This window comes from Mycobacterium sp. NPDC050041, assembly GCF_049541695.1.
In the GTDB taxonomy this organism is placed as follows: Bacteria; Actinomycetota; Actinomycetes; order Mycobacteriales; family Mycobacteriaceae; genus Mycobacterium.
The window spans coordinates 958592-977522 of record NZ_JBMVDG010000002.1 but is presented as its reverse complement, the minus strand read 5'-3'; the positions used below and the strand labels follow the sequence as shown (position 1 = coordinate 977522).

The following is an 18931-nucleotide window of genomic DNA, read 5'->3' as shown; positions in this document are numbered from 1 at the left end:
CCTTCCGGGAGGAGACGGTTTCCAGCAGCGTCGCGCAACGCTATTTCCGGAAGGGAACGTCACTGCTGCGCCGATGTTGCGGGCTCCGCACAACGCAGAGCCGCGGACTGTGAGTTGCGGCCGCATTACCGCGACGGCTCGCCGCGTCGGTGCTGCAATGGCGGGATGAAGATTCTGATGACGGGCCTCGCCTGTGCCGCCCTCGTCGTGTCCGTCACCACGGCACCCACCGCGTCTGCCGTGGATCCCGCCGCTCCGCCGGACTTCGTTTCAGTCAGTGACGTCGACCCGACCATCCTGCTGGACATCCGGTACGTGACGCCGCACAACTTCACCGGGGATCCCGTGGACGGGTACCGCGCGCCGATGTGCATCCTCACCCGCCCGGCGGCCGAGGCGCTGCGCCGGGCGCAGCAGCAGTTCCTCGAGGACGGCTACTCGCTGAAGATCTACGACTGCTACCGGCCGCAGCGCGCCGTCAACGACTTCGTCGCATGGGCCAAGGATCCGTTCGACCAGCGGATGAAGGCCGAGTTCTACCCACGGGTGGACAAGTCACAGCTGTTCGCCGACGGATCCATCGCCGACAAGTCGGGCCACAGCCGGGGCAGCACAGTGGATCTCACACTCGTGGCATTGCCCGCGCAATCGACACCCCCGTACGTTCCCGGTCAGCCGCTGGTCGACTGCACCGCCCCCCAGCCCGAACGGTTTGCCGACAACACCATCGACATGGGTACGGGCTACGACTGCTTCGACACGCTGGCCCACACAACGGATCCCAGGGTCCACGGCGACCAGCTGAAGAACCGGCTCCGCCTGAAGGACGGCCTGGCGGCGCAGGGCCTGGAGAACTACCCGAACGAGTGGTGGCACTTCACGTTCAAGCCGGAGGCCTATCCGGACACGTACTTCGACTTCGTGGTCGACCCGTCCTCACTGGCGGGCCAGGTCACTGCTCGATGAGGCCCGCCGACCGGGCGGAGCCGACGACGCGTTCCCACCCGATCATGCCGACGGCGATCAGCGTGATGGCGGTGGCGAAGCCGGCCAGCGAGGCGACCACGTACGCCCACTGCCCCGTGGCGTAGACGACGGCGAGCAGCATCGCCATGAAGGCTGCGGCCAGGGCGGTCCTGGCGGCCGGAGTGCGTCGCCACCACCCGCGACGGCCGTTGCTGGAGGCGGCGCCGGCGGCCCTCCGGCGGGGTTCGATCGAAGCGGTCATGACACCACTGTCCGCGCGCGGACTGAGGGACCTCGAAGGGTTGTTTGTGGAAATCCTCTGGATTGCTGAGCGGTCGCTGTGGCTCGGCCCGTCGAGGCGCATCGAACGTCATCGGCAATGTCGCCCCGCGGGCACGCGACCTGAGTAGCGTGATCTACATCACAGGTCGAAACCTCGGCTGATTCCTCAGCACCAGAGAGGTACTGATCATGACGACGACCGACCACGCCGATCAGCCCGCCGACGCCCCGGCGGCCAAGCCGGCCAAGGTCGGTCTGGTCTATCCGGGGATGGGCCTGCTGTTCGTGGTTCTGATCAGCTGTTTCACAGCCTGGGGAGTCGCGGCCGACCTCACCACGCCAATGGTGGCGGGCTTCAAGCAGATCTTCGACATGAACACCTTCCAGGCGTCCCTGGTGCAGTTGGCGTACTTCGGGGCGTACTTCCTGCTGGCGATCCCGGCGGCATTCATCAACGAAAAATTCGGATACAAGGCCGGCCTGCTCTCCGGTGTGCTGCTCGCCGCGGCAGGAGCGATGGCGTTCTACCCGGCCAGCAAGATCATGACCTACGAGGCGTTCCTGATCGCGCTGTTCGCCATCGCCGCCGGCTGCTCGATCCTCGAGACGTCTGCCAACCCGTACGTGCTGTCACTCGGGCCCGAGGAGACCGCGACCCGAAGGCTCAACTTCGCGCAGGCGTTCAACCCGGTGGGCACCAACATCGGCGTGCTGCTGGCCGCCACGCTCATCCTGCCGAAGCTGGACGAGCCGGTGAACATGGCCAACCTGACCCCGGCTCAGGAACAGACCATCCGCGCCGGCCAACTGGGTGCCGTCATGGGGCCGTATCTCGGCCTGGGTCTCGTCCTCATCGCGATCGGTCTGGTGATCGCGATCAAGAAATCGCCACCGATCGTCGAGGAGTTCGAGTCGGGCGACCTGGACGGCCGGCGGCCCTTGAAGATCCTGCTGTCGAACAAGCGCTACGTCTACGGCGTGGTCGCGCAGTTCTTCAACGTCGCCGCGCAGGTGTGCACGTGGACGTACCTGATCCAGTACTCGCAGCAGGCGCTCAACGGCTCGCTCGAACTCGGCGGGTATCTGCTGCAGGTCAGTCTGATCGTGTTCCTGATATCCCGGTTCATCATGACGTGGGTGATCGGCCGGATCCGCGCGACGAAAGTCCTTCTGGTGCTCGGCGCTCTCGCGGTGGGGCTGTGTGTGTTCGCCATGTTCTCGCCCAATGTGGCCGGTGTGACCGCCGTCGTCGCGCTGTCCTTCTGCCTGTCCCTGATGTTCCCGACGATCTACGGTGTGGCGCTGCAAGGCCTTGGTCCGGCAATGAAATTCGGCGCGGCCGGCCTGGTCATGGCGATCGTGGGCGGCGCCGTGATGCCGCTCATCCAGGGCGGCATCCTCGATGCGACGAGCCCGGCGTTCTCGTTCATCGTGCCCGCCTTCTGCTTCGTCGTCGTCACCAGTTTCGCCGTCTTCGACCTGAAGGCGGCGCCGCACCAGGTGGGAGACCGAACAGCATGAGGCGATATTGGATCATCGCGCTGGCATTCGTCCTCGCCGGCTGCGGAGGCGGCCAGCAGGCGAACTTCTCCGAAGTGACCGACCGGTTGGAGGTGGTGTCCTGGTGGGCGTCGTCCTCGGAACGCCCCGCCCTGGACGTACTGCTCGACGCCTTCACGTCGGCCCACCCCGACGTCGAGATCGTCGACGGCGCCATCACCGGCGGTGGTGGCAGCAATGTGCAGGTTGCCCTCGCCGCGCGATTGCGGGCCGGTGATCCGCCTGACGTCTGGCAGACCTTCCTCGGCAGCTCGCTGCGTGCCTGGGTGGACGCGGACCGCATCGCCGACGTGTCCGCGGTCTACGAGCGTTCCGGCCTGGATCGCACCATGCCGCAGGCGCTGCTCGACGCGGCGACGCACCGTGTCAAGGCCTGGGGTGTGCCGACCGGCTCGCACCGCGGAAATGTGTTGTGGTTCAACCAGCGGATGTTGCGAGACGCCGGAGTGAGGGCACCCGGCCCCGGTTACACGACGGCCGCCTTCGAAGCAGACCTGGCGAAGGTCTCGGCCGGCGGGAAGACCGCGTTGTGCCTCGGCGCCAAGGACAGGTTCACCGCCACGGAACTGTTCGAGAACACGCTGCTGGGTGTCACCGGCACCGACGGCTGGTCCAAGATCACCGACGATTCGTTCGATTGGCGCGGTACGCAACTGCGACAGGCTCTTTCGGCCTTCGCGCAGATCGTCTCGCACGCCGACCCGAACGCAGCCGGGCTGACGTGGGACCAGGCGGCCAAGAAGCTGGCCACCGGAGAGTGCGCCTTCCTGTCGATGAACGACTCCGTCTACGGCGAACTCGTCGCCAACAAGTCGGTGGAGGGCAAGGACTTCGGGTACGTGCCCTACCCCGGCACAGCTGAGGCGTACCTCGCGATCGTCGACACCTTCGTGGTGTCCTCCCAGGCGAAGGACGGGGTCAACGCCATGGACTTCGTGGCGACCGTCGCCGATCCCAAGACCTCACTGGAGTTCAACAGGGCGAAGGGCTCGGTGCCGATCCGCGACGACGTCGACGTGTCTTCCTTGCCCGCCTACCAGCGGCAGGCTTCACAGTCGCTGTGGAAGGACAAGATCGTCCTGTCGATCACCCACGGCGAACTCATGTCGACCGGCTTCCAGCAGGCGGTGTACGACGCTGTCGCCGCGTTCGTCGTCAGCAAGAACCAGGACGCTTTCATCGACACGCTGCAGAACTCGATCGAGGTCCCCGTCGCAGGACGGTGACGCCGGGCGGCGCGGCATGGAATAACGTGACATGTCACGCAGTTGTCACGGGTACGGCGGAACGTCCGCCCGAACAATCGAGGAGTATCCGTGAATCAGCTCAGCGGAAAGACAGCTCTGGTCACCGGCGGAACGTCGGGCATCGGCCTGGCGACGGCGCAGAGGCTCGCGGCCGAGGGGGCACACGTCTTCCTCACCGGACGGCGCCAGAGCGGTGTCGACGAAGCCGTCGCCTCCATCGGTGCCAACGCGACCGGGGTGCAGGGTGACATCACAGAAGCGGACGATCTCGAACGGCTCGCCGGCGCCATCCGGGAACACGGCGAGGGACTGGACGTGGTGTTCGCCAACGCCGGTGGCGGCGAGTTCGCCACGTTGGCCGACGAGACGCCGGAGCATCTGCTGGACACGCTCACCCGCAATGTCGGCGGAACGGTGTTCACCGTCCAGAAGGTGCTGCCGCTGCTCAACGAGGGCGCATCGATCGTGTTGGCCGGTTCGACGGCGGCGTCCGCCGGGGTGCCCGCGTTCGGTGCGTACGCGGCGTCGAAGGCCGCGATCCGCTCGCTGGGCCGCACATGGGCTGCCGAGCTGGTGGACCGCAAGATCCGGGTCAACACCGTGGTGCCGGGCCCGGTGGAGACTCCCGGGCTGCGGGGGCTGGCACCGAGTGGGCAGGATCAGGCGCTGCTCGACGGGGAGGCCGCCAGTGTGCCATTGGGCCGCCTGGGCCGGCCCGACGAGATCGCCTCGGCCGTGGTGTTTCTGGCGTCGGATCAGAGCAGCTTCATGACAGGGACCGAGTTGTTCGTCGATGGCGGCTCGCGACAGCTCTAATCCGGCCTGGGCAGGCTGCCGTGCCGCAGGAGGCTCTCGTGAACGACGGCCAGCGCGTCGGCCAGGGCGGTCTCCTGCGCCGGGTCGAGGTCGGCGAAGAAGGCTTGCGCAACCCACGCGGCGTGCAGCGGCGCGGCGGCGCGCAGCTCGCGCCAGCCGGCGGCGGTCAGCACCGCGTCGGTGGCGCGGCCGTCGGTGTCGGACTTGACCCGGTCGACCAGGCCCCGGCCGGTCATCCGCTGCAGATGGTGTGACAGCCGGCTGCGTTCCCAGCCGATGGTGGTGGCCAGGGCGGTGAGCTGCGCCCGTCGCCCCGGTGCCTGCGACAGCGCATTCATCACGGTGTAGTCCCCCAGCGAGACGTTGGAATCCGCGAGCAGCTGACGATTCATCTCGTATTCGAGCCGGTGGTACACCCGCATGTAGTTCAGCCAGGTTCGCTGCTGAGACTCGTTGAGCGGATAGGGGTCACGTTTCGGCATCGCGACGCGTCTCCGATCAACAGATGGGTGATCTTTCACGCATCCTATCGCTGGGCGGCATCAGCTCGGCGTCATCGACACCAGCACGAAGGTGCGCACCCGACCCGACGCCTTCGCCGAACACATCGACAGGAGCGGTTCGGACAACTCCTCGGCGAGCACGACCTCCACGGGTCCCGACTCCGCGCTGAGCACCACGCGCACGGTGTGGTCATCGCGTTCGACGTGCAGGGGCGACAGCGCCGCGATGCGGTCCTCGCCCGTGGCCTCCCTGACGAAATGCTGGGCCGCCTGCACCGGATGCGGCAGCGACGTCCGGCCCCGCAGGAATCGGTTGTCGAGCCTGCCGTCGAGATACTTGCGGATCAGTTCCGGTGAGTCGGCCGAGTCCACCCGGCCGTAACAGAGACCCTCGGGCAGTACGAGCATCGTCGCCGCGAACCGGTCGCCGCCGAGATGGGAGCACTCCCAGGTGGATTCGGGGAACTGCGCGGCGATCGCCGCAGTGGCGGATCGCCCCCGCACCGCGCAGCACTGGTCGTGCTTGCCGTGAGCGCAGATGGCGACGAGCGGGTCCGTGCTCACCTCGCCGTCGGAGCCGTCGAGGGCGAGGCTCAGATATCCACGGGCATCATCGACCTCGCCGTGGTGCAGCGCCTCGCTGCCCTCGTCGCAGTGGGCGACGAACCAGCGCCACCGCGGTGTGGCGGAGCGACGGCCCGGGCGGCGTATCGCGGCGATCCGCATGCCCGCGGCTTCGGCCCGACGCGCGATCGCACGGCCGAGGTCACGATCGAGGACCGCGCCGGAGTCCAGGAATGCCGAATGCCCCCACGGTCCCGCCAGTTCGAGCATCAGCCAGGAGTGCCCGGCGGACGCCGTGCCGTACATGGTGTCGTTGCGGGCGAGGGACTGGTCACTGCACGGTTCGCGCTTCGCCGAGGTCATCCTCCGCTCACCGGTACGACGACGGCCTCCCGCAGCAGCCTTCGGATGAGCACTGCGCCGTCCGCGCGGTCGAGGCCCGGCAGGGAATCCGCTCTCCCAACCGCCCCGTGGTGCAGCGCCTCCACCGCGGGCGCGCAGGACTCCGGGAAGGTGATGGTCCGGTCCGGCAGCCGCAGAACCACGGAGCCATCGCGGTCCTCGACGGAACCGACGAGGCCGTGACGCCACCGGACCGTGACGGTGTCGGCGTGCTCGGTGGCCTTCAGCGTCGCCAGCGGGCGGACCGCGACGGGACGCGTCCGGTCGGCGTGGCGTCGCGACAGTCGCTGGGCCGCAGACTCACTGAGCTCGGCGGCGCTGTCGCGCATGAATGCGATGGCCTCGGCCATGATCTTCGAGGCGGTGGCCATCATGTCGTCCCGATTCGTGGCGTCGATGCCCAACGGCAGGGATGCGCGGAAGTCCCCGACCGTCGTCAACGTGTCCACGACGGCCTGCAGGACGTCGAGGCGCGTCACCGCGGAGACGCCGACGGTCAGGTGGATGGACGTGGTGTCGAGCGCGTGAGATGAATGCACCCAGCCCCGCGGCAGATACAGTGCGTCGCCCGCGGACAGCACCGTGTCGATGACCGGTTCTTCCCCGGCGCGCCTGGCGATCGCCGTCCGGTGGTCCGTCCACGGCTGGGACGGCAGGGGGTGCTCGTACACCGGTGCGTGCACGATCCACCGCTTCTGCCCGCAGGTCTGCAGAACGAACACGTCGTGCACGTCGTAGTGCGTCTCGAATCCCGTCTGGCTCGGAGGCGTGACGTACGCGTTGGCCTGAACGGGGTGCCCGAGGTCGTCGACCATGCCCCGCACGAACTCGATCACGGGCGGCCACAACCGGTGCAGGCCCTGCAGCACGATGGTGGCGCCCGCGGCGAACTCGCCGAGCACCTTCCCGGAATCCACCTGGTCGGGCATCTCGGCGCCGAAGCCGGCCGAGTCGAGGTAGCAGTTGCGCGCCAGTACGTCGCCGGCCTTGGCCATGCGGATGAACGGCGCACGTACCCCGCGCTCGGCGATCAGTTCGTCGACCATCGAGGACGACAGCAGATCGGCGAAGTCGCGGGGCGGTGCACCGGACCGGCTGAGCAGAGGCCTACGGCCCCAGTACTGCTCCGCGAACTCCGCAGGGTCGACGGCGATGCAGCGGCTCAGCATGAGAAAGGGCTACGCGGTTCCGTCCGCGCCGCCGTCGTGACCGTCCGGATTCGAACCGCCGTCCGCGGTTCCCTCCCCGCCTGCGGTGCCATCGGCGCCGCCGTCGTGGCCCTCGGGGTTCGAACCGCCGTCCGCGGTTCCCTCCCCGCCTGCGGTGCCGTCCGCGCCGCCGTCGTGGCCCTCGGGGTTCGAACCGCCGTCAGCGGTTCCCTCCCCGCCACCGGATGTCGTGATGTCGTCGTCGTCGAGTGCCATGGTGAATCCTCTCGGGGCTGCGTGCGTACCACCTGTGTTCGCAGTATCTACACCGTCGAGGTGTTGCCGCCAGAGGCCTGACCGAAACGCTGCCATCATGACGGGATGACCTCGCCCGCGCCCCAGCCGGTGCCACGCTCCCCGTCGCGGCGCATCGGCCGGTCGGTGTTGGCTCTCGCAGTCGCCGGGGCGGGCGTCGTCGCCGGGTGGTTCCTCGTCACCGGGGTGCTCGCGCTGCCGCTACGCGAGGGCCCTCTGCTGGGCCTGAGCGGACTGGCCGCTGCAGCGTTGCTGGCCGGCGCGATAGCGGTGCACCGGCTGTGGATGCGCGCCTTCCTGGCCGGTGCGTTCCTCGGGGTCACCGCGTCGATCACGCTGGTCCTGCTCATCGTCGGATCGTGAACGACGCGACCGCGCCGATCAGGTCCGGTCGAGCAGGGCAAGCAGCTTGGTGGTGGTCGACCAGCTGCGGATGGTCATCATCTGGTACTCCGGCTTACCCACGATCCGGCTCATCCGGCTCTCTGTCCGCCGCGCGCTGAGCCGGGCGAAGTACACCGCTCCGGTTCCGGGCCACGCCTGGTCCACGCCGTCGCGCACGTCGACGATGCGCATCGCCTGCGCGGCGGTCAGCGGCGGCTTCAAGAACACGACGTCCGAGTGATAGGTGTCCGGCTGCTCACCGAAACCTGCCGGCGCACGGTGCACCACTGCCCGTACCTGGCGGTGCGAGCGCACCACGACCACGAGCGGGATTCCGAGCCGGGCTTCGAGCATGCCTTCGATCGAGGACTCCAGGGACGCGCGCGGCGCATCCGAGCAGAACAGCACGTTGCCCGACTGGATGTAGGTGGTGACGTCTTCGAACTCGAGGGACTCGAACGCGGAACGCAGGTCGGCCATCGAGATCTTGTTGCGCCCGCCGACATTGATGCCTCGCAGCAGCGCCACGTACCGCGTCATGCCCATGCGCGCAACGGTACCCAGAACGCGATGGACGCGGTGGGCTTGTGGTCGAGGTGCTAGTCCCTGACTTCCAGGACGTCATAGGCGTTCTCGGCGTACCTCGACCGGATCAGCTTCTTGTCGTACTTGCCGACCCCGGTCTTGGGCACCTCGTCGACGAACGTCCACCGCTCGGGCAGCCACCAGCGAACCACTTTGTCCGTGAGGAATTCCCGCAGCTCCGCCGGTGTGGCATCGGCGCCGTCCTCGAGTACCACGGCGGCCAGTGGCCTTTCCTGCCAACGCTCGTCGGGCACGGCGACCACCGCCGCTTCCAACACCGCCGGATGCGCGATCAAGTGGTTCTCCAGCTCCACCGAGGAGATCCACTCGCCGCCGGACTTGATGACGTCCTTGGCGCGGTCGGTCAGTGTCACGAAGGCCTGCGGGTCGATGCGCCCGACGTCACCGGTGCGCAGCCAGCCGCCCTCGAACTTCGCTTCGTCGTGTCCGCGGTGATACGAGCCGGTGATCCACGGGCCGCGAACCTCGATCTCGCCGACCGCCTTTCCGTCGTGCGGCAGCGGGTTGCCCGCGTCGTCGACGAGCCGGGTCTCGACTCCGCAGACGGGCCTGCCCTGGCTCGATCGCACCGCCCAGATCCGGTCTTTCGGGGTGGCAGGCGCCGCGCGCGCCACGGTGGCCAGTGGTGACGTCTCGGTCATTCCCCACACCTGGACGATCTCCACGCCGTGCTTCTCCTGGAACGTCTTCATCATCGAGGTGGGGACGGCTGACCCACCGCAGGGCACCAGCCGCAGCGACGAGAGATCGTGGCCGGGGTTCTTGTCCAGGTAACGCATGACGTCGTTCCAGATCGTCGGCACCGCGCAGGCCACCGTGGGACGTTGCGTCTCGATCAGGTCGACCAGCGATCTGGCGTCGAGGAAGCGGTGCGTCATCACCAGATCGGCGCCGGCCATCATGGCCGCGTAGGGCATTCCCCATGCGTTGGCGTGGAACATCGGCGCGATCGGAACCAGGGAGTCCGCGCAGTTCAGACCCAGACCGTTGCCCGAACACACCGCCATCGAGTGCAGGTAGTCGGAACGATGGCTGTAGACAACGCCTTTCGGATTTCCCGTGGTGCCGCTGGTGTAACACATCGCCGCCGCGGAATCCTCGTCGATGTCGGGCCAGTCGAACATCGGCGACTCCGCGGCCAGGATGTCGTCATAGCGCAGCACTGTCTTGCCGGGTGACGACAGCATGTCCGCATCGCCCTGCCCGACCGCGATGACGGTGTGCACGGTCTCGAGCAACGGCAGCACCGGAGCCAGCTGCGCGGCGAGCGAGAGGTCGGCGAAGATGACCCTGTCCTCGGCGTCGTTGGCGATGAAGGCGATCTGCTGCGGGGACAGCCGGATGTTCAACGTGTGCAGCACCGCTCCCATCGCCGGCACGGCCAGGTACGTCGCCAGATGCTCGGCGTTGTTCCACATGAAGGTGCCGACACGTTCGTCGCCGGCGATTCCCAGCCGGCGCAGCGCATTGGCCATTCGGGCCGCCTGCTCGCCGAGTTCGCGATAGGAGACGCGGCGATACTCGCCGTCACCCATCGCCGTGGTGACCGTTCGGTCGCCGTGCACGTCGCAGGCGTGGCGCATGATCGTGGTGATGCTCAGCGGAACCGTCTGCATCGTGCTCTTCATGACGTCCGCCCTTCAGGCAACCGGCCAGTGGGTGCGATGCTACGACCGCCGGAGGTCGCTTTCAGCGAATTGACGAATTGTGTCGATACTGCTCCCCGGCTCGGCGCTCTTCATTGACGCACGCGAAAGAAACGGCCTCCGACAAGCACTGATGTGGCACGGCCGCTCGACGGCCGCGCGCAGGACCTGACCAGGATCGCCTAGAACAGCTAACATATGTCTGGATCTGCCGGGTTTGTGCGAACCGTCACGCCGCCTCGTTCGATGTGCCACCGTTTCTGCACGGGGCGAAGGAGGACGATGTGACCGTTTCCGAGGAGAGACTCAACGCATTTCTGGGACGGGCGGTCGGCGATCTGGCGGCCTCGGTCAGCGCGGTCCTGATGTTGATCGGGGATGAACTCGGACTGTATTCGGCACTGGCCGGTCAGCGCCTGTCGGCATCAGCTTTGGCCGAGAAGACCGGCACGAGCGAGCGCTATCTTCGTGAGTGGCTGGCGAATCAAGCCGCGGGCGGATACGTCGAATACGACGCCGACACCGATGAGTACCACATGACCGAGGAGCAGGCATTGTGCCTTGCTGATCCGAACGGGCCGGTGGATCTGCCCGGCGCCTACCAGATCGTCAACGACCTCTTCCAGGTACGGGAACGGGCGGTCGAGGACTTCCGCTCCGGCAAGGGCATGGAGTGGGGTGAGCACCATCCCTGCCTCTTCGAGGGCACCGAGCGATTCTTCCGCGCCGGCTACAACGCGAACCTGTTGACCTCCTGGCTCCCCGCGCTCGATGGGGTGGTCGACAAGCTCAACGCCGGGGCGCGCGTCGCCGACGTCGGCTGCGGCCATGGCGCGAGCACGATCCTGATGGCGCAGGCATTCCCGCAATCCGAGTTCGTCGGCATCGACTATCACGACGCGTCCATCCAGACCGCACGTGACCGGGCGGCGGAGGCGGGGGTGAGCAACGCCCGCTTCGAGGCGGCGGACGCGACGTCCTACCAAGGTGGCGACTACGACGTCATCGCCTTCTTCGACTGCCTGCACGACATGGCCGACCCGGCGGGTGCCGCCCGGCGCGCGAGGGAGGCGCTCAAACCGGACGGCCACTGCATGCTCGTGGAGCCGATGGCCGGTGACCACCTGACCGACAACCTGAATCCCGTCGGCCGCCTGTTCTACGGTGCGTCATCCCTGATCTGCGTGCCGGTTTCCCTGTCCCAGCAGGGACCTGCGCTCGGTGCGCAGGCCGGCGAACACCGTTTGAGGAGCGTGATGGTCGACGACGGCGGTTTCACGCGATTCCGGCGGGCCACCGAGACGCCGTTCAACATGATCTTCGAAGCGAGGCCGTGACGCTCGTCGCCGAATGCCGGACAGCCGATGCGCAGCCAGACGGCGGTGAGCGCCGCTGCCGACACCACGACGGCCGACGCCATGAGGGCATACCGAAACCCTTGATGCAGAAGGGGTGCGACGATCAGCGGGCCGAGGATCTGGCCTACCGAGTAGCCCGCGGTGAGCACCGCGACCGCACGCGGGAAGGCGAGCAGGCGACCGGCCGCCAGTGCGACCGTGCTCACCCCGATGAAGGTGCCGCCGAACAGCACTGCGCCGATGAACGCTGCTGCGGCGCCACCGGCGAGGGCGGGCAGCGCGATTCCCGCCGCCTGCAGCGCGAGTGCCACCGCCAGCAGCGTCGCGTGCGACCAGCGTCTGCTCGCCGCGGCCCACAGCGCCGCCGACGGCGCCGCTGCCAGTCCGACGACGATCCACGCACTGTTGCCCAGCCACTGCGGTGAACTCTGGCCGATGGCGGCAACCAGGAACGTGCCCGCGATGATGTAGCCGATTCCCTCCAGGGTGTAGCACGCGAGCAGCACGGCGAACCATCGGCGCGAGTCGGGTTGCTGCTCATCCTCTTTCGACGGCCCTGTGATCGGCGCCGCACCGCGCAGGTGCCAGGCCACGGCGGCGATCACGGCGGCCAACGCCGCGGCCGCCCACCATGCGACCCGCCAACCCGAGGCGGGCACCACCAGCACCAGTGCACCCGACAGGGCGATACCGACGCCGACGCCCCCGAATCCCCACCCGGACAGCGCAGACCGGCGGCCGGCATGATCGAGCATCCAGTCGACCGCGATGACGAACAGCACGGCGCTGGCGAAGCCCGCGAGGGTACGGATCGCCAACCACGCGAGCACACTGTGCGTCAGGGGCATTGCGGCCAGACTGCACACCACCACCACGAGTGCGACACGCAGCGTGACGGTCGTGCGCACCAGGCGGGGAACCACCACACCGGCCAACGCACCGGCGAGGTACCCGGCGTAATTGGCCGTGGCGAGGCCACCGGCGGCCGCGGCGCTCAGACCGGTCTGCGCGGTCATCAGCGGGAGGATGGGTGTGTAGACGAAACGGCCGATGCCCATGGCCGCGGCCAAGGTCGCTGCGCCGCGGGCGATGTGGATGTGTGGGTGGGGCCGGCTCATCCTGCCATCGTCGGCACCGCGCGGCGGCTCCGCCACGACCCGTTTGCTCGCAGCTGCAAGTCGTCGGCTCTCAGTCGGAGCGGGTCCCCGGCGCCGTCGAGCTCGGTAGTCTCATGCGCGGACCCCGCACGGCGACAACGAAGGACCAGATGACCGGGAGTGGACGAGGGCGGCGCATCCGCGGGCTCGGTAAGCGTGCGTGGCTGGTCACCTGGTCGATTCGGCTCGTCCTGTGGACGCTGGGAATCACCCGCGTCATCAGGACGAAGATCGTCGGCGCCGAGGTGGTGCCGGACAGCGGCGCAGTCATCCTGGCGGCCAATCACACATCGATGATCGACGTGCTGTTCATCCTGGCGGCGCTGCGCCGTGAGGCGATCGCCATGGCGATGGCGGAGCTGTGGAAGTCACCGCTCACCCGCTGGCTGGTCGAGGTGCTCGGTCAGATACCGGTCGTGCGCGGCGATCCGGAATCCGGGAAGCAGGCGATGGACAGCGCCGCCAAGGCATTGGCGGACGGGGCCCTGGTCGGCATCTTCCCGGAGCAGAAGTGTGTGATGCCCGGCGAGGTCGCCCCGTACCGTCCCGGGGTGGCGGTGCTGTCCAAGCGCACCGGTGTGCCGATCATCCCGGTGAGCCTGGTGAACGCCAACAAGGTGCTGCCGGTGGGTCGGAGCTTTCCGTCGTTCGGGCACACCGTCTACGTCCTCTTCGGCGAGCCGATCGATCCGGCCGACTTCGACTCGGTGACCGATCTGCTCGAGGAGATCCACTTGCGCATCACCGCGATGGCGAAAGAACGATGAGGGCGGCGGCTTCTGGGCTGCCGCTGTTCACCGGTCGAAGCGCATCGCGTCCGATGCCCTAGCTGCGCGGTCGCTCATATCCGCCCGGGAAACGAAACGCAATGGAAACGTGCGGACCGTTTCGGCGAGTCAACGCACCGGGTAGAAGACGTGTGACGCAATGGCGCGGACCGATGTGCTGCCGATCGCCGAGCGAGGAGACCTCCATGACCGAATCGCTCGCCAGGACAGCCGCGCAGACACTCGTCGCCGGCATCGGGCGGCGTGACTTCGTGCGCGCCGCGGCTCTGTTGGGCGCGGGCACCGGTGTCGCCGGTGTCGCCGCGGCCTGCTCGCACGACAGTGCGTCTCCACCGGGTAATGCCGCCGTCGCGGGCCCCGTCACGGTGCTGCGACCCGGCCAGGGCGAGACGCCCGGTGACCACTACCTGCCGTCCAACCCGGACCAGGTGCTGTGGGGATACGTGCCGAACGTGCACGCCACCTCGGTGATGCAGATGCGGTCCGGCGAGACCGTCACGATCGACGCCGTGTCGCATGAAGGCATTCTCGAAGACCAGGGCCGCGACCCGGTCACGTACTTCGGCAGTCACGGCGTCGCGCGGGGCGACGTGCTCGAGGACGCCGTCGCGATCGCGAGCGACTACCGGCGCACACCGAGGAACTTCGACAAGGACGGTCCACACGTGGTGACCGGCCCGGTGTTCGTCGAAGGCGCGCAACCGGGTGACGTGCTGAAGATCGAGACCCTCGAAGCCGTGCCGAGGGTGCCGTACGGCGTGGTGTCGAGCCGGCACGGCAAGGGATCGCTGGCACGCACGGCCGACGGTGGCGCCCCGGCGGGAATCTCACTGGCCGAAGTGATGCCGCCGATCGCCGCGGATGGCAGAGCCACCAAAGACCCGATGTCCTACGGCAACATCTCGACGTTCACGGCCATCGAGGACGGCCAGGGCGTGATGGCCTACGGCGATGCCAAGGTCCGCTTCCCGCTGCAGACGTTCATGGGAATGATGGGCGTCGCCTACTCGCAGGACCCCGAACTGACTGCGCCGACGTCCAATTCGGTGCCGCCGACCCTCGGCGGCGGGAACATCGACATCCGGCTGCTCGGCAAGGGATCCACGTTCTATCTGCCGGTGGTGGCCGAGGGCGCCCTGTTCTACGTCGGCGACCCGCACATGGCGATGGGCAACGGCGAGGTCGCGCTGACGGCGATGGAGGGATCGTTGCGCAGCACCTTCCGCCTCACGGTGTGCAAGAAGGGGTCGGGCGACGCCCCGTCGGTGGCCTTCCGTTACCCCTTCGCAGAGACCGCCGACGTGTGGGTGCCGATCGGCCTCTCCGATCCCGACGGCGCCCGCGACGGCCAGGGCAGCGACCTCGACGTCGCGATGCGTCGCGCCGTGATCAATGCACTCGACTATCTCGAGACCGACCGCGGAATGGATCGCGCCACCGCGTACGCCTATCTGTCGGCGGCCTCGAACTTCCACGTCTCGCAGGTGGTTGACAAGACGGTGGGCGTGCACGGCGAGATCTTCAAGTCGCACTTCGCGTGAATTGCGCAGACGTCTGAGAGAGGCGTGTTATCCAGTGTCACGGCGCACGGCGACCTCATCCGTGCTGACGAGTTCGACGCTGTCCCCGACGTCGATGCTGACGACGTCTTCGGGTGGCTCGGCCATGAACGGGAATCGAAGCAGACCGTGGAAGTCGTCGGTCTCGACGAACGTATGCGCCCGCGCGAACAGGGGCTGGACGTCGAAGACCCTCACCCGCAGCTTCTCCCGCCGGATCGTGCCCAGCTCCCTGCCGGTGTCGGGATCGGTGACCACCCGGCCGGTGCGGCCGTAGACGGCGAAGACCATGCCCGCTGCGACGCCCGCGTCGGCGCCGCGGTTGATCACAAGGGTGTAGTCGTCCTCGACGAGCGCGACGCGTCCAGCGGACTGGTCGGTCACGACGCCGCCAGTGACGGGCCCGCTTGGATGCGGGGTCGCCGGCGAAGATCGTCGACCGTCAGGGCCGCGCCGGTGTCTGCGCCCAGAGCCAGGTCGGTGGCCGTCTTCGCCTGCACCAGAGCGATCACCGCCTGCTGGTGGTGCTCAGTGCCGATGGCGCTCAGCGCGACGGTGAGCTTCTTGTCGACGTAAACGACCGATCGTGCGATCTCGGCCGCTTTGGCGTCGGCATCGCGTGCGTCGGTTCGGGGCACCCCGACGTCACCGTTCCTGCTGACCCAGCCGTGGGCGAGCGCACCGAATGCGACGGAACAGACCGGAACGATCACGATGGCGCAGAACAGCTTCGGCGTGTCGGCCAGTGCGATCGACCCGACGATTCCCAGCAGCGTGAGCAGGCCGAGAACGGCGAGCAGCCGGAGAGTGGGGGGCACGACGCCCATCGCCGACCACGCCTGCTTGACCACGCGGCCACCCGATCTGGCGACGTCGGCCGCGACGACGGCGATGCCGGCACCTGCCTTGCTGGTGAAGCGACCGAGTCGGTCGACGTGCTGTCGCGTGACGTACGACTTCGGCATCGTCCAGGTTCGCTGCGTCGGCGGAAATGGACCTGTGTCGGGTTCGGTCTGCGGCGCGTCGGCGGCGGCCCCGATGATCACAGTGGCATCAGCAGTCACATCTGCATCATGCCCGCGCACGATCGATTCGAGGTTCTGACGCGCCGGAAGCGCCCTGCCGTCGAACATCACGGCGCATGTTGCCGCGTCTGGCGACACGCCTCCACGGGATCGTGACGAGGCGTCGCGCCGGGCGGATGATCGTCACGGCCCGCAGCGTTGCTCGAGGGCGCAGGAGGTGATCGAGTTGGTTTCATCGCAGCACGAGTTCGTTGCATACGGCCCATCTCACGTGGTGGTGCTCGGGGTGTTCGCGGTCGGCGCAGCCGTTCTGGTGTGGCACGGTCGCCGCGAGAGCGCCGCGCAGACGCGTCTGGTGAGTCGAATGCTGGCGGTGCTGCTGCTGGCGGCGTTCGGCACGGCGCTGGTCTACAAGCTGATGCGGCCGGACCTCGCCACGTCGATACCGCTGCAACTCTGCGACATCGCGGAACTCATGGCGGCCTACGCGCTGTGGACGCAGCGGCATCGGGCGTTCGTCCTCACCTATTACTGGGGTCTGCTCCTCAGCTCGCAGGCGCTGCTCACCCCGGACATCGGCACTACCCAGGAGGGGGCGCCCGACTTCCCGAGCCACCTCTTCCTCACGTTCTTCGTGTTGCACGTGCTCGTGGTGTGGTCGGCCGTCTATCTGACGTGGGGTCGTCGGATGCGTCCGCAATGGCGCGACTACCGGTTCGCGGTCGTCGCGACGCTGGGATGGCTGTTGTTCACGTTCACGTTCAACACGATCGCGGGGACCAATTACGGATACCTCAACGGGAAACCGCCGACGGCTTCGATCCTGGACGTGCTCGGCCCGTGGCCGCTGTACCTCGTGATCGAGATCCTGATCGTGATGGGAGTCTGGGCGCTGATGACTTGGCCATGGGAAAGGCTGAGGCGACAGCCGGGCATCCGACCGACGGCAGCAGCCCAGGTTCACACCGCCGAGCGGAATGTCGGGTCCAGCGACGTCTCGGGCTGATCGACGGATTCACCAGTACCGGTGTTGCCACGTAACGTCGAGTCATGGTGTTGGCGCGGGAACTGAGTGCAGTCAGAAGCGGGCTGGGTCGCGCACTGTTCGGATTGGTCGCCGGACCGGACGGACCGGACAACCGCGCACGGATCCACGGAACACCCGGACCGCGGTGGTTCGCCGAGGATCGGCCGATCCGCCGCGTCCACGGTGACGCGTCGATGTTCGTCGGAGGACTGCGCGCACTGCTCCTGCAGTCGCTGCATCCACTGGCGATGGCCGGCGTCGCCGACCACTCCGACTACCGCGGCGATCCCTGGGGACGCCTGCAGCGCACCAGCACGTTCCTCGCGGTGACGACCTTCGGGCCTGCCGCGGACGCGCAGCGGGCCGTCGACAAGGTCCGCGGGATCCACCGACGCGTACGCGGGGTGGCGCCGGACGGCACGCCCTACGAGGCCACGGATCCCCACCTCCTCGAGTGGGTCCACATCGCCGAGATCGACAGCTTTCTTCTGGCACACCAGCTCTACGGCGCACAGCCACTCGACCAAACCGGCCGCGACCAGTACGTCGCCGACACCGCCCGCGTCGCAACCGCTCTCGGGGTGCTCGACCCGCCGCGCACCGAGGACGAGCTGCGGGCGCGGATCGAGGCATACCGACCGGAGCTGCGCAGCACGGCGTCGGCGCGCGAGGCGGCCCGGTTCCTGTTGTTGACGCCGCCGCTGCCGCTGCCTGCCCGCGCTCCCTACGGTGTGTTGGCCGCCACCTCGGTGGCGATGCTGCCGGGGTGGGCCCGCAAGCCGTTGCGGCTACCGCATCTTCCACCTCTCGAGTCGACGGCGGTGCGGCTGTCCGGGCGGGTGCTCGTCGGTGGGATTCGCTGGGTGCTGACGGCCGGTCAAGAAGAGATACCGCACGCGACGTCGGCCTGACCGGCGGTCCTTCCCGCCTCACAGGTCTCCGATTTGTGATGTCTCGAAGATTGATTGACCCGTTGTCTTCAGGTTGATCATGGTCGATGGTGGTCGCGATGCTGCTAGCCCGCCGTCCTGGCCAAACTCTGTCCTCAGCAGCCTTAAGGGCGCACAATTGAGGGGTCCGCCTGAACCTGGGGAGCTGCGATGAGCAAGCAACCGTACGACCTCTTCGGCGAGATCTTCCAGAGGTACTTCAGACCCGCGATCGACGCATATCCGCGAATGGGCGCAGCACTCGTCGACAGATTACTCACGTTGAGTGACGACATCCCCGACAGACTGGCGCAGACCCGGTGCGCCGCAACGGCATGGGCCAAAGCCGAGACCCCGAACGCCAGGATAACCTCGGAACTCTTCGTGATCACCCAACACGGACTGATGTATGCCGCCGGGCTGAACGAGTCGCGCCGGGGGCTGTACTACTTGGCCACACCGCCCGCATTGTTCGATCCATTCGTCGATCAGGTCGACACCGCCGAACTGCGTGACGGCACAGTAGTTGTGGTGGACAGCCGGTTGGGCCGCGACCTCGCGTCCGCGCATCCGATGGACGCCGCGCTGCGCCGGATACTCGATGAGCACCTGGCGCTGCGGGTAGATCTGCCTGCATAGACAGCCGGGC

Annotated in this window: 20 protein-coding genes and 1 pseudogene; 11 read left to right on the top strand and 10 right to left on the bottom strand. The window is 67.7% G+C overall.

All coding sequences use genetic code 11. The annotated features are described in order from the left end of the window. The first annotated feature begins 165 nt into the window (after positions 1-165). Positions 166-966 carry a M15 family metallopeptidase gene (locus tag ACPCHZ_RS10125; protein WP_423484591.1) on the top strand — a complete coding sequence of 267 codons (801 nt, stop codon included), beginning with the start codon at positions 166-168 and terminating at the stop codon, positions 964-966. On the opposite strand, the gene ACPCHZ_RS10120 is transcribed toward ACPCHZ_RS10125, so the two are convergent. Then, positions 953-1228 carry a hypothetical protein gene (locus tag ACPCHZ_RS10120; protein ID WP_423484590.1) on the bottom strand — a complete coding sequence of 92 codons (276 nt, stop codon included), beginning with the start codon at positions 1226-1228 and terminating at the stop codon, positions 953-955. The genes ACPCHZ_RS10125 and ACPCHZ_RS10120 overlap by 14 nt on opposite strands. A 209-nt stretch (positions 1229-1437) precedes the next feature. On the opposite strand from ACPCHZ_RS10120, the gene fucP reads away from it, so the two are divergent. The 3 genes from fucP to ACPCHZ_RS10105 all read left to right on the top strand — a co-directional run bounded on the left by fucP (position 1438) and on the right by ACPCHZ_RS10105 (position 4871). After that, positions 1438-2769 carry an L-fucose:H+ symporter permease gene (gene fucP, locus ACPCHZ_RS10115; RefSeq protein WP_423484589.1) on the top strand — a complete coding sequence of 444 codons (1332 nt, stop codon included), beginning with the start codon at positions 1438-1440 and terminating at the stop codon, positions 2767-2769. Further along, on the top strand, positions 2766-4034 hold the full coding sequence (locus tag ACPCHZ_RS10110; protein WP_423484588.1) for an ABC transporter substrate-binding protein: 1269 nt from the start codon (positions 2766-2768) through the stop codon (positions 4032-4034). The genes fucP and ACPCHZ_RS10110 overlap by 4 nt, the downstream gene beginning before the upstream one ends. 90 nt (positions 4035-4124) lie before the next feature. Next, positions 4125-4871, top strand: coding sequence for an SDR family oxidoreductase (locus ACPCHZ_RS10105; RefSeq protein ID WP_423484587.1), 747 nt, complete (start codon positions 4125-4127; stop codon positions 4869-4871). Here the strand turns inward: ACPCHZ_RS10105 and ACPCHZ_RS10100 are convergent. Genes ACPCHZ_RS10100 through ACPCHZ_RS10085 form a run of 4 tightly spaced genes read right to left on the bottom strand, consistent with a single transcriptional unit; the run spans position 4868 to position 7764 of the window. Then, the gene (locus ACPCHZ_RS10100; RefSeq protein ID WP_423484586.1) at positions 4868-5353 is read right to left on the bottom strand and encodes a MarR family winged helix-turn-helix transcriptional regulator; all 486 of its coding nucleotides are present in this window, start codon (positions 5351-5353) and stop codon (positions 4868-4870) included. The genes ACPCHZ_RS10105 and ACPCHZ_RS10100 overlap by 4 nt on opposite strands. Before the next feature lie 60 nt (positions 5354-5413). Next, positions 5414-6301, bottom strand: coding sequence for a sucrase ferredoxin (locus ACPCHZ_RS10095; protein WP_423484585.1), 888 nt, complete (start codon positions 6299-6301; stop codon positions 5414-5416). Further along, entirely contained in the window at positions 6298-7509 is a 1212-nt protein-coding gene (locus ACPCHZ_RS10090; protein WP_423484584.1) for a cupin domain-containing protein, read from the bottom strand. The genes ACPCHZ_RS10095 and ACPCHZ_RS10090 overlap by 4 nt, the downstream gene beginning before the upstream one ends. Before the next feature lie 9 nt (positions 7510-7518). After that, a complete protein-coding gene (locus tag ACPCHZ_RS10085) occupies positions 7519-7764 on the bottom strand; it encodes a BatC protein (RefSeq protein WP_364974713.1) in 246 nt (81 codons plus the stop codon). Positions 7765-7869: 105 nt separating this feature from the next. Between ACPCHZ_RS10085 and ACPCHZ_RS10080 the strand changes: the two genes are divergently transcribed. Next, positions 7870-8166: a hypothetical protein gene (locus ACPCHZ_RS10080; protein WP_423484583.1), complete on the top strand. Its 297-nt coding sequence runs from the start codon at positions 7870-7872 to the stop codon at positions 8164-8166. A gap of 18 nt (positions 8167-8184) precedes the next feature. Here the strand turns inward: ACPCHZ_RS10080 and ACPCHZ_RS10075 are convergent, their stop codons facing one another. After that, on the bottom strand, positions 8185-8733 hold the full coding sequence (locus ACPCHZ_RS10075; protein WP_423484582.1) for a DUF1697 domain-containing protein: 549 nt from the start codon (positions 8731-8733) through the stop codon (positions 8185-8187). Between the two features lie 53 nt (positions 8734-8786). Beyond that, a complete protein-coding gene (locus ACPCHZ_RS10070; RefSeq protein WP_423484581.1) occupies positions 8787-10421 on the bottom strand; it encodes a long-chain fatty acid--CoA ligase in 1635 nt (544 codons plus the stop codon). Between the two features lie 302 nt (positions 10422-10723). Between ACPCHZ_RS10070 and ACPCHZ_RS10065 the strand changes: the two genes are divergently transcribed. After that, positions 10724-11776: a class I SAM-dependent methyltransferase gene (locus ACPCHZ_RS10065; protein ID WP_423484580.1), complete on the top strand. Its 1053-nt coding sequence runs from the start codon at positions 10724-10726 to the stop codon at positions 11774-11776. A gap of 107 nt (positions 11777-11883) precedes the next feature. Here ACPCHZ_RS10065 and ACPCHZ_RS10060 read toward each other — a convergent pair. Beyond that, a pseudogene (locus ACPCHZ_RS10060) lies at positions 11884-12813 on the bottom strand (YbfB/YjiJ family MFS transporter); the annotation flags it as partial. A gap of 251 nt (positions 12814-13064) precedes the next feature. Between ACPCHZ_RS10060 and ACPCHZ_RS10055 the strand changes: the two are divergent. Both ACPCHZ_RS10055 and ACPCHZ_RS10050 read left to right on the top strand, forming a co-directional pair. Beyond that, entirely contained in the window at positions 13065-13721 is a 657-nt protein-coding gene (locus ACPCHZ_RS10055; protein WP_423484579.1) for a lysophospholipid acyltransferase family protein, read from the top strand. Between the two features lie 206 nt (positions 13722-13927). Beyond that, on the top strand, positions 13928-15283 hold the full coding sequence (locus ACPCHZ_RS10050; protein ID WP_423484578.1) for an acetamidase/formamidase family protein: 1356 nt from the start codon (positions 13928-13930) through the stop codon (positions 15281-15283). A gap of 27 nt (positions 15284-15310) precedes the next feature. On the opposite strand, the gene ACPCHZ_RS10045 is transcribed toward ACPCHZ_RS10050, so the two are convergent. Further along, complete coding sequence (locus ACPCHZ_RS10045) at positions 15311-15685, bottom strand: hypothetical protein (RefSeq protein ID WP_423484577.1); 375 nt, start codon at positions 15683-15685, stop codon at positions 15311-15313. Further along, positions 15682-16365 carry a hypothetical protein gene (locus tag ACPCHZ_RS10040; RefSeq protein ID WP_423484576.1) on the bottom strand — a complete coding sequence of 228 codons (684 nt, stop codon included), beginning with the start codon at positions 16363-16365 and terminating at the stop codon, positions 15682-15684. Before ACPCHZ_RS10040 ends, ACPCHZ_RS10045 begins: the two co-directional genes overlap by 4 nt. A gap of 178 nt (positions 16366-16543) precedes the next feature. Here ACPCHZ_RS10040 and ACPCHZ_RS10035 point away from each other — a divergent pair, with 178 nt between their 5' ends. The 3 genes from ACPCHZ_RS10035 (at position 16544) to ACPCHZ_RS10025 (ending at position 18921) form a co-directional block, all read left to right on the top strand. Continuing rightward, positions 16544-17332 (top strand): TIGR02206 family membrane protein, encoded by a 789-nt coding sequence (locus tag ACPCHZ_RS10035; RefSeq protein WP_423484575.1) that lies wholly within the window; start codon positions 16544-16546, stop codon positions 17330-17332. 44 nt (positions 17333-17376) lie between these two features. Continuing rightward, entirely contained in the window at positions 17377-18264 is an 888-nt protein-coding gene (locus tag ACPCHZ_RS10030) for an oxygenase MpaB family protein (protein WP_423484574.1), read from the top strand. A gap of 189 nt (positions 18265-18453) precedes the next feature. Further along, on the top strand, positions 18454-18921 hold the full coding sequence (locus ACPCHZ_RS10025; RefSeq protein WP_423484573.1) for a glucose-6-phosphate dehydrogenase: 468 nt from the start codon (positions 18454-18456) through the stop codon (positions 18919-18921). The last annotated feature ends 10 nt before the right edge of the window (positions 18922-18931 follow it).

What these genes read in the sequence shown, in the direction of transcription:
- ACPCHZ_RS10120 (WP_423484590.1), bottom strand. Translation starts at nt 1,228, where the DNA reads ATGACCGCTTCGATCGAACCCCGCCGGAGGGCCGCCGGCGCCGCCTCC.
- ACPCHZ_RS10125 (WP_423484591.1), top strand. Translation starts at nt 166, where the DNA reads ATGAAGATTCTGATGACGGGCCTCGCCTGTGCCGCCCTCGTCGTGTCC.
- ACPCHZ_RS10030 (WP_423484574.1), top strand. Translation starts at nt 17,377, where the DNA reads ATGGTGTTGGCGCGGGAACTGAGTGCAGTCAGAAGCGGGCTGGGTCGC.
- ACPCHZ_RS10085 (WP_364974713.1), bottom strand. Translation starts at nt 7,764, where the DNA reads ATGGCACTCGACGACGACGACATCACGACATCCGGTGGCGGGGAGGGA.
- ACPCHZ_RS10080 (WP_423484583.1), top strand. Translation starts at nt 7,870, where the DNA reads ATGACCTCGCCCGCGCCCCAGCCGGTGCCACGCTCCCCGTCGCGGCGC.
- ACPCHZ_RS10090 (WP_423484584.1), bottom strand. Translation starts at nt 7,509, where the DNA reads ATGCTGAGCCGCTGCATCGCCGTCGACCCTGCGGAGTTCGCGGAGCAG.
- ACPCHZ_RS10070 (WP_423484581.1), bottom strand. Translation starts at nt 10,421, where the DNA reads ATGAAGAGCACGATGCAGACGGTTCCGCTGAGCATCACCACGATCATG.
- ACPCHZ_RS10055 (WP_423484579.1), top strand. Translation starts at nt 13,065, where the DNA reads ATGACCGGGAGTGGACGAGGGCGGCGCATCCGCGGGCTCGGTAAGCGT.
- ACPCHZ_RS10100 (WP_423484586.1), bottom strand. Translation starts at nt 5,353, where the DNA reads ATGCCGAAACGTGACCCCTATCCGCTCAACGAGTCTCAGCAGCGAACC.
- ACPCHZ_RS10075 (WP_423484582.1), bottom strand. Translation starts at nt 8,733, where the DNA reads ATGGGCATGACGCGGTACGTGGCGCTGCTGCGAGGCATCAATGTCGGC.
- ACPCHZ_RS10050 (WP_423484578.1), top strand. Translation starts at nt 13,928, where the DNA reads ATGACCGAATCGCTCGCCAGGACAGCCGCGCAGACACTCGTCGCCGGC.
- ACPCHZ_RS10025 (WP_423484573.1), top strand. Translation starts at nt 18,454, where the DNA reads ATGAGCAAGCAACCGTACGACCTCTTCGGCGAGATCTTCCAGAGGTAC.
- ACPCHZ_RS10110 (WP_423484588.1), top strand. Translation starts at nt 2,766, where the DNA reads ATGAGGCGATATTGGATCATCGCGCTGGCATTCGTCCTCGCCGGCTGC.
- fucP (WP_423484589.1), top strand. Translation starts at nt 1,438, where the DNA reads ATGACGACGACCGACCACGCCGATCAGCCCGCCGACGCCCCGGCGGCC.
- ACPCHZ_RS10095 (WP_423484585.1), bottom strand. Translation starts at nt 6,301, where the DNA reads ATGACCTCGGCGAAGCGCGAACCGTGCAGTGACCAGTCCCTCGCCCGC.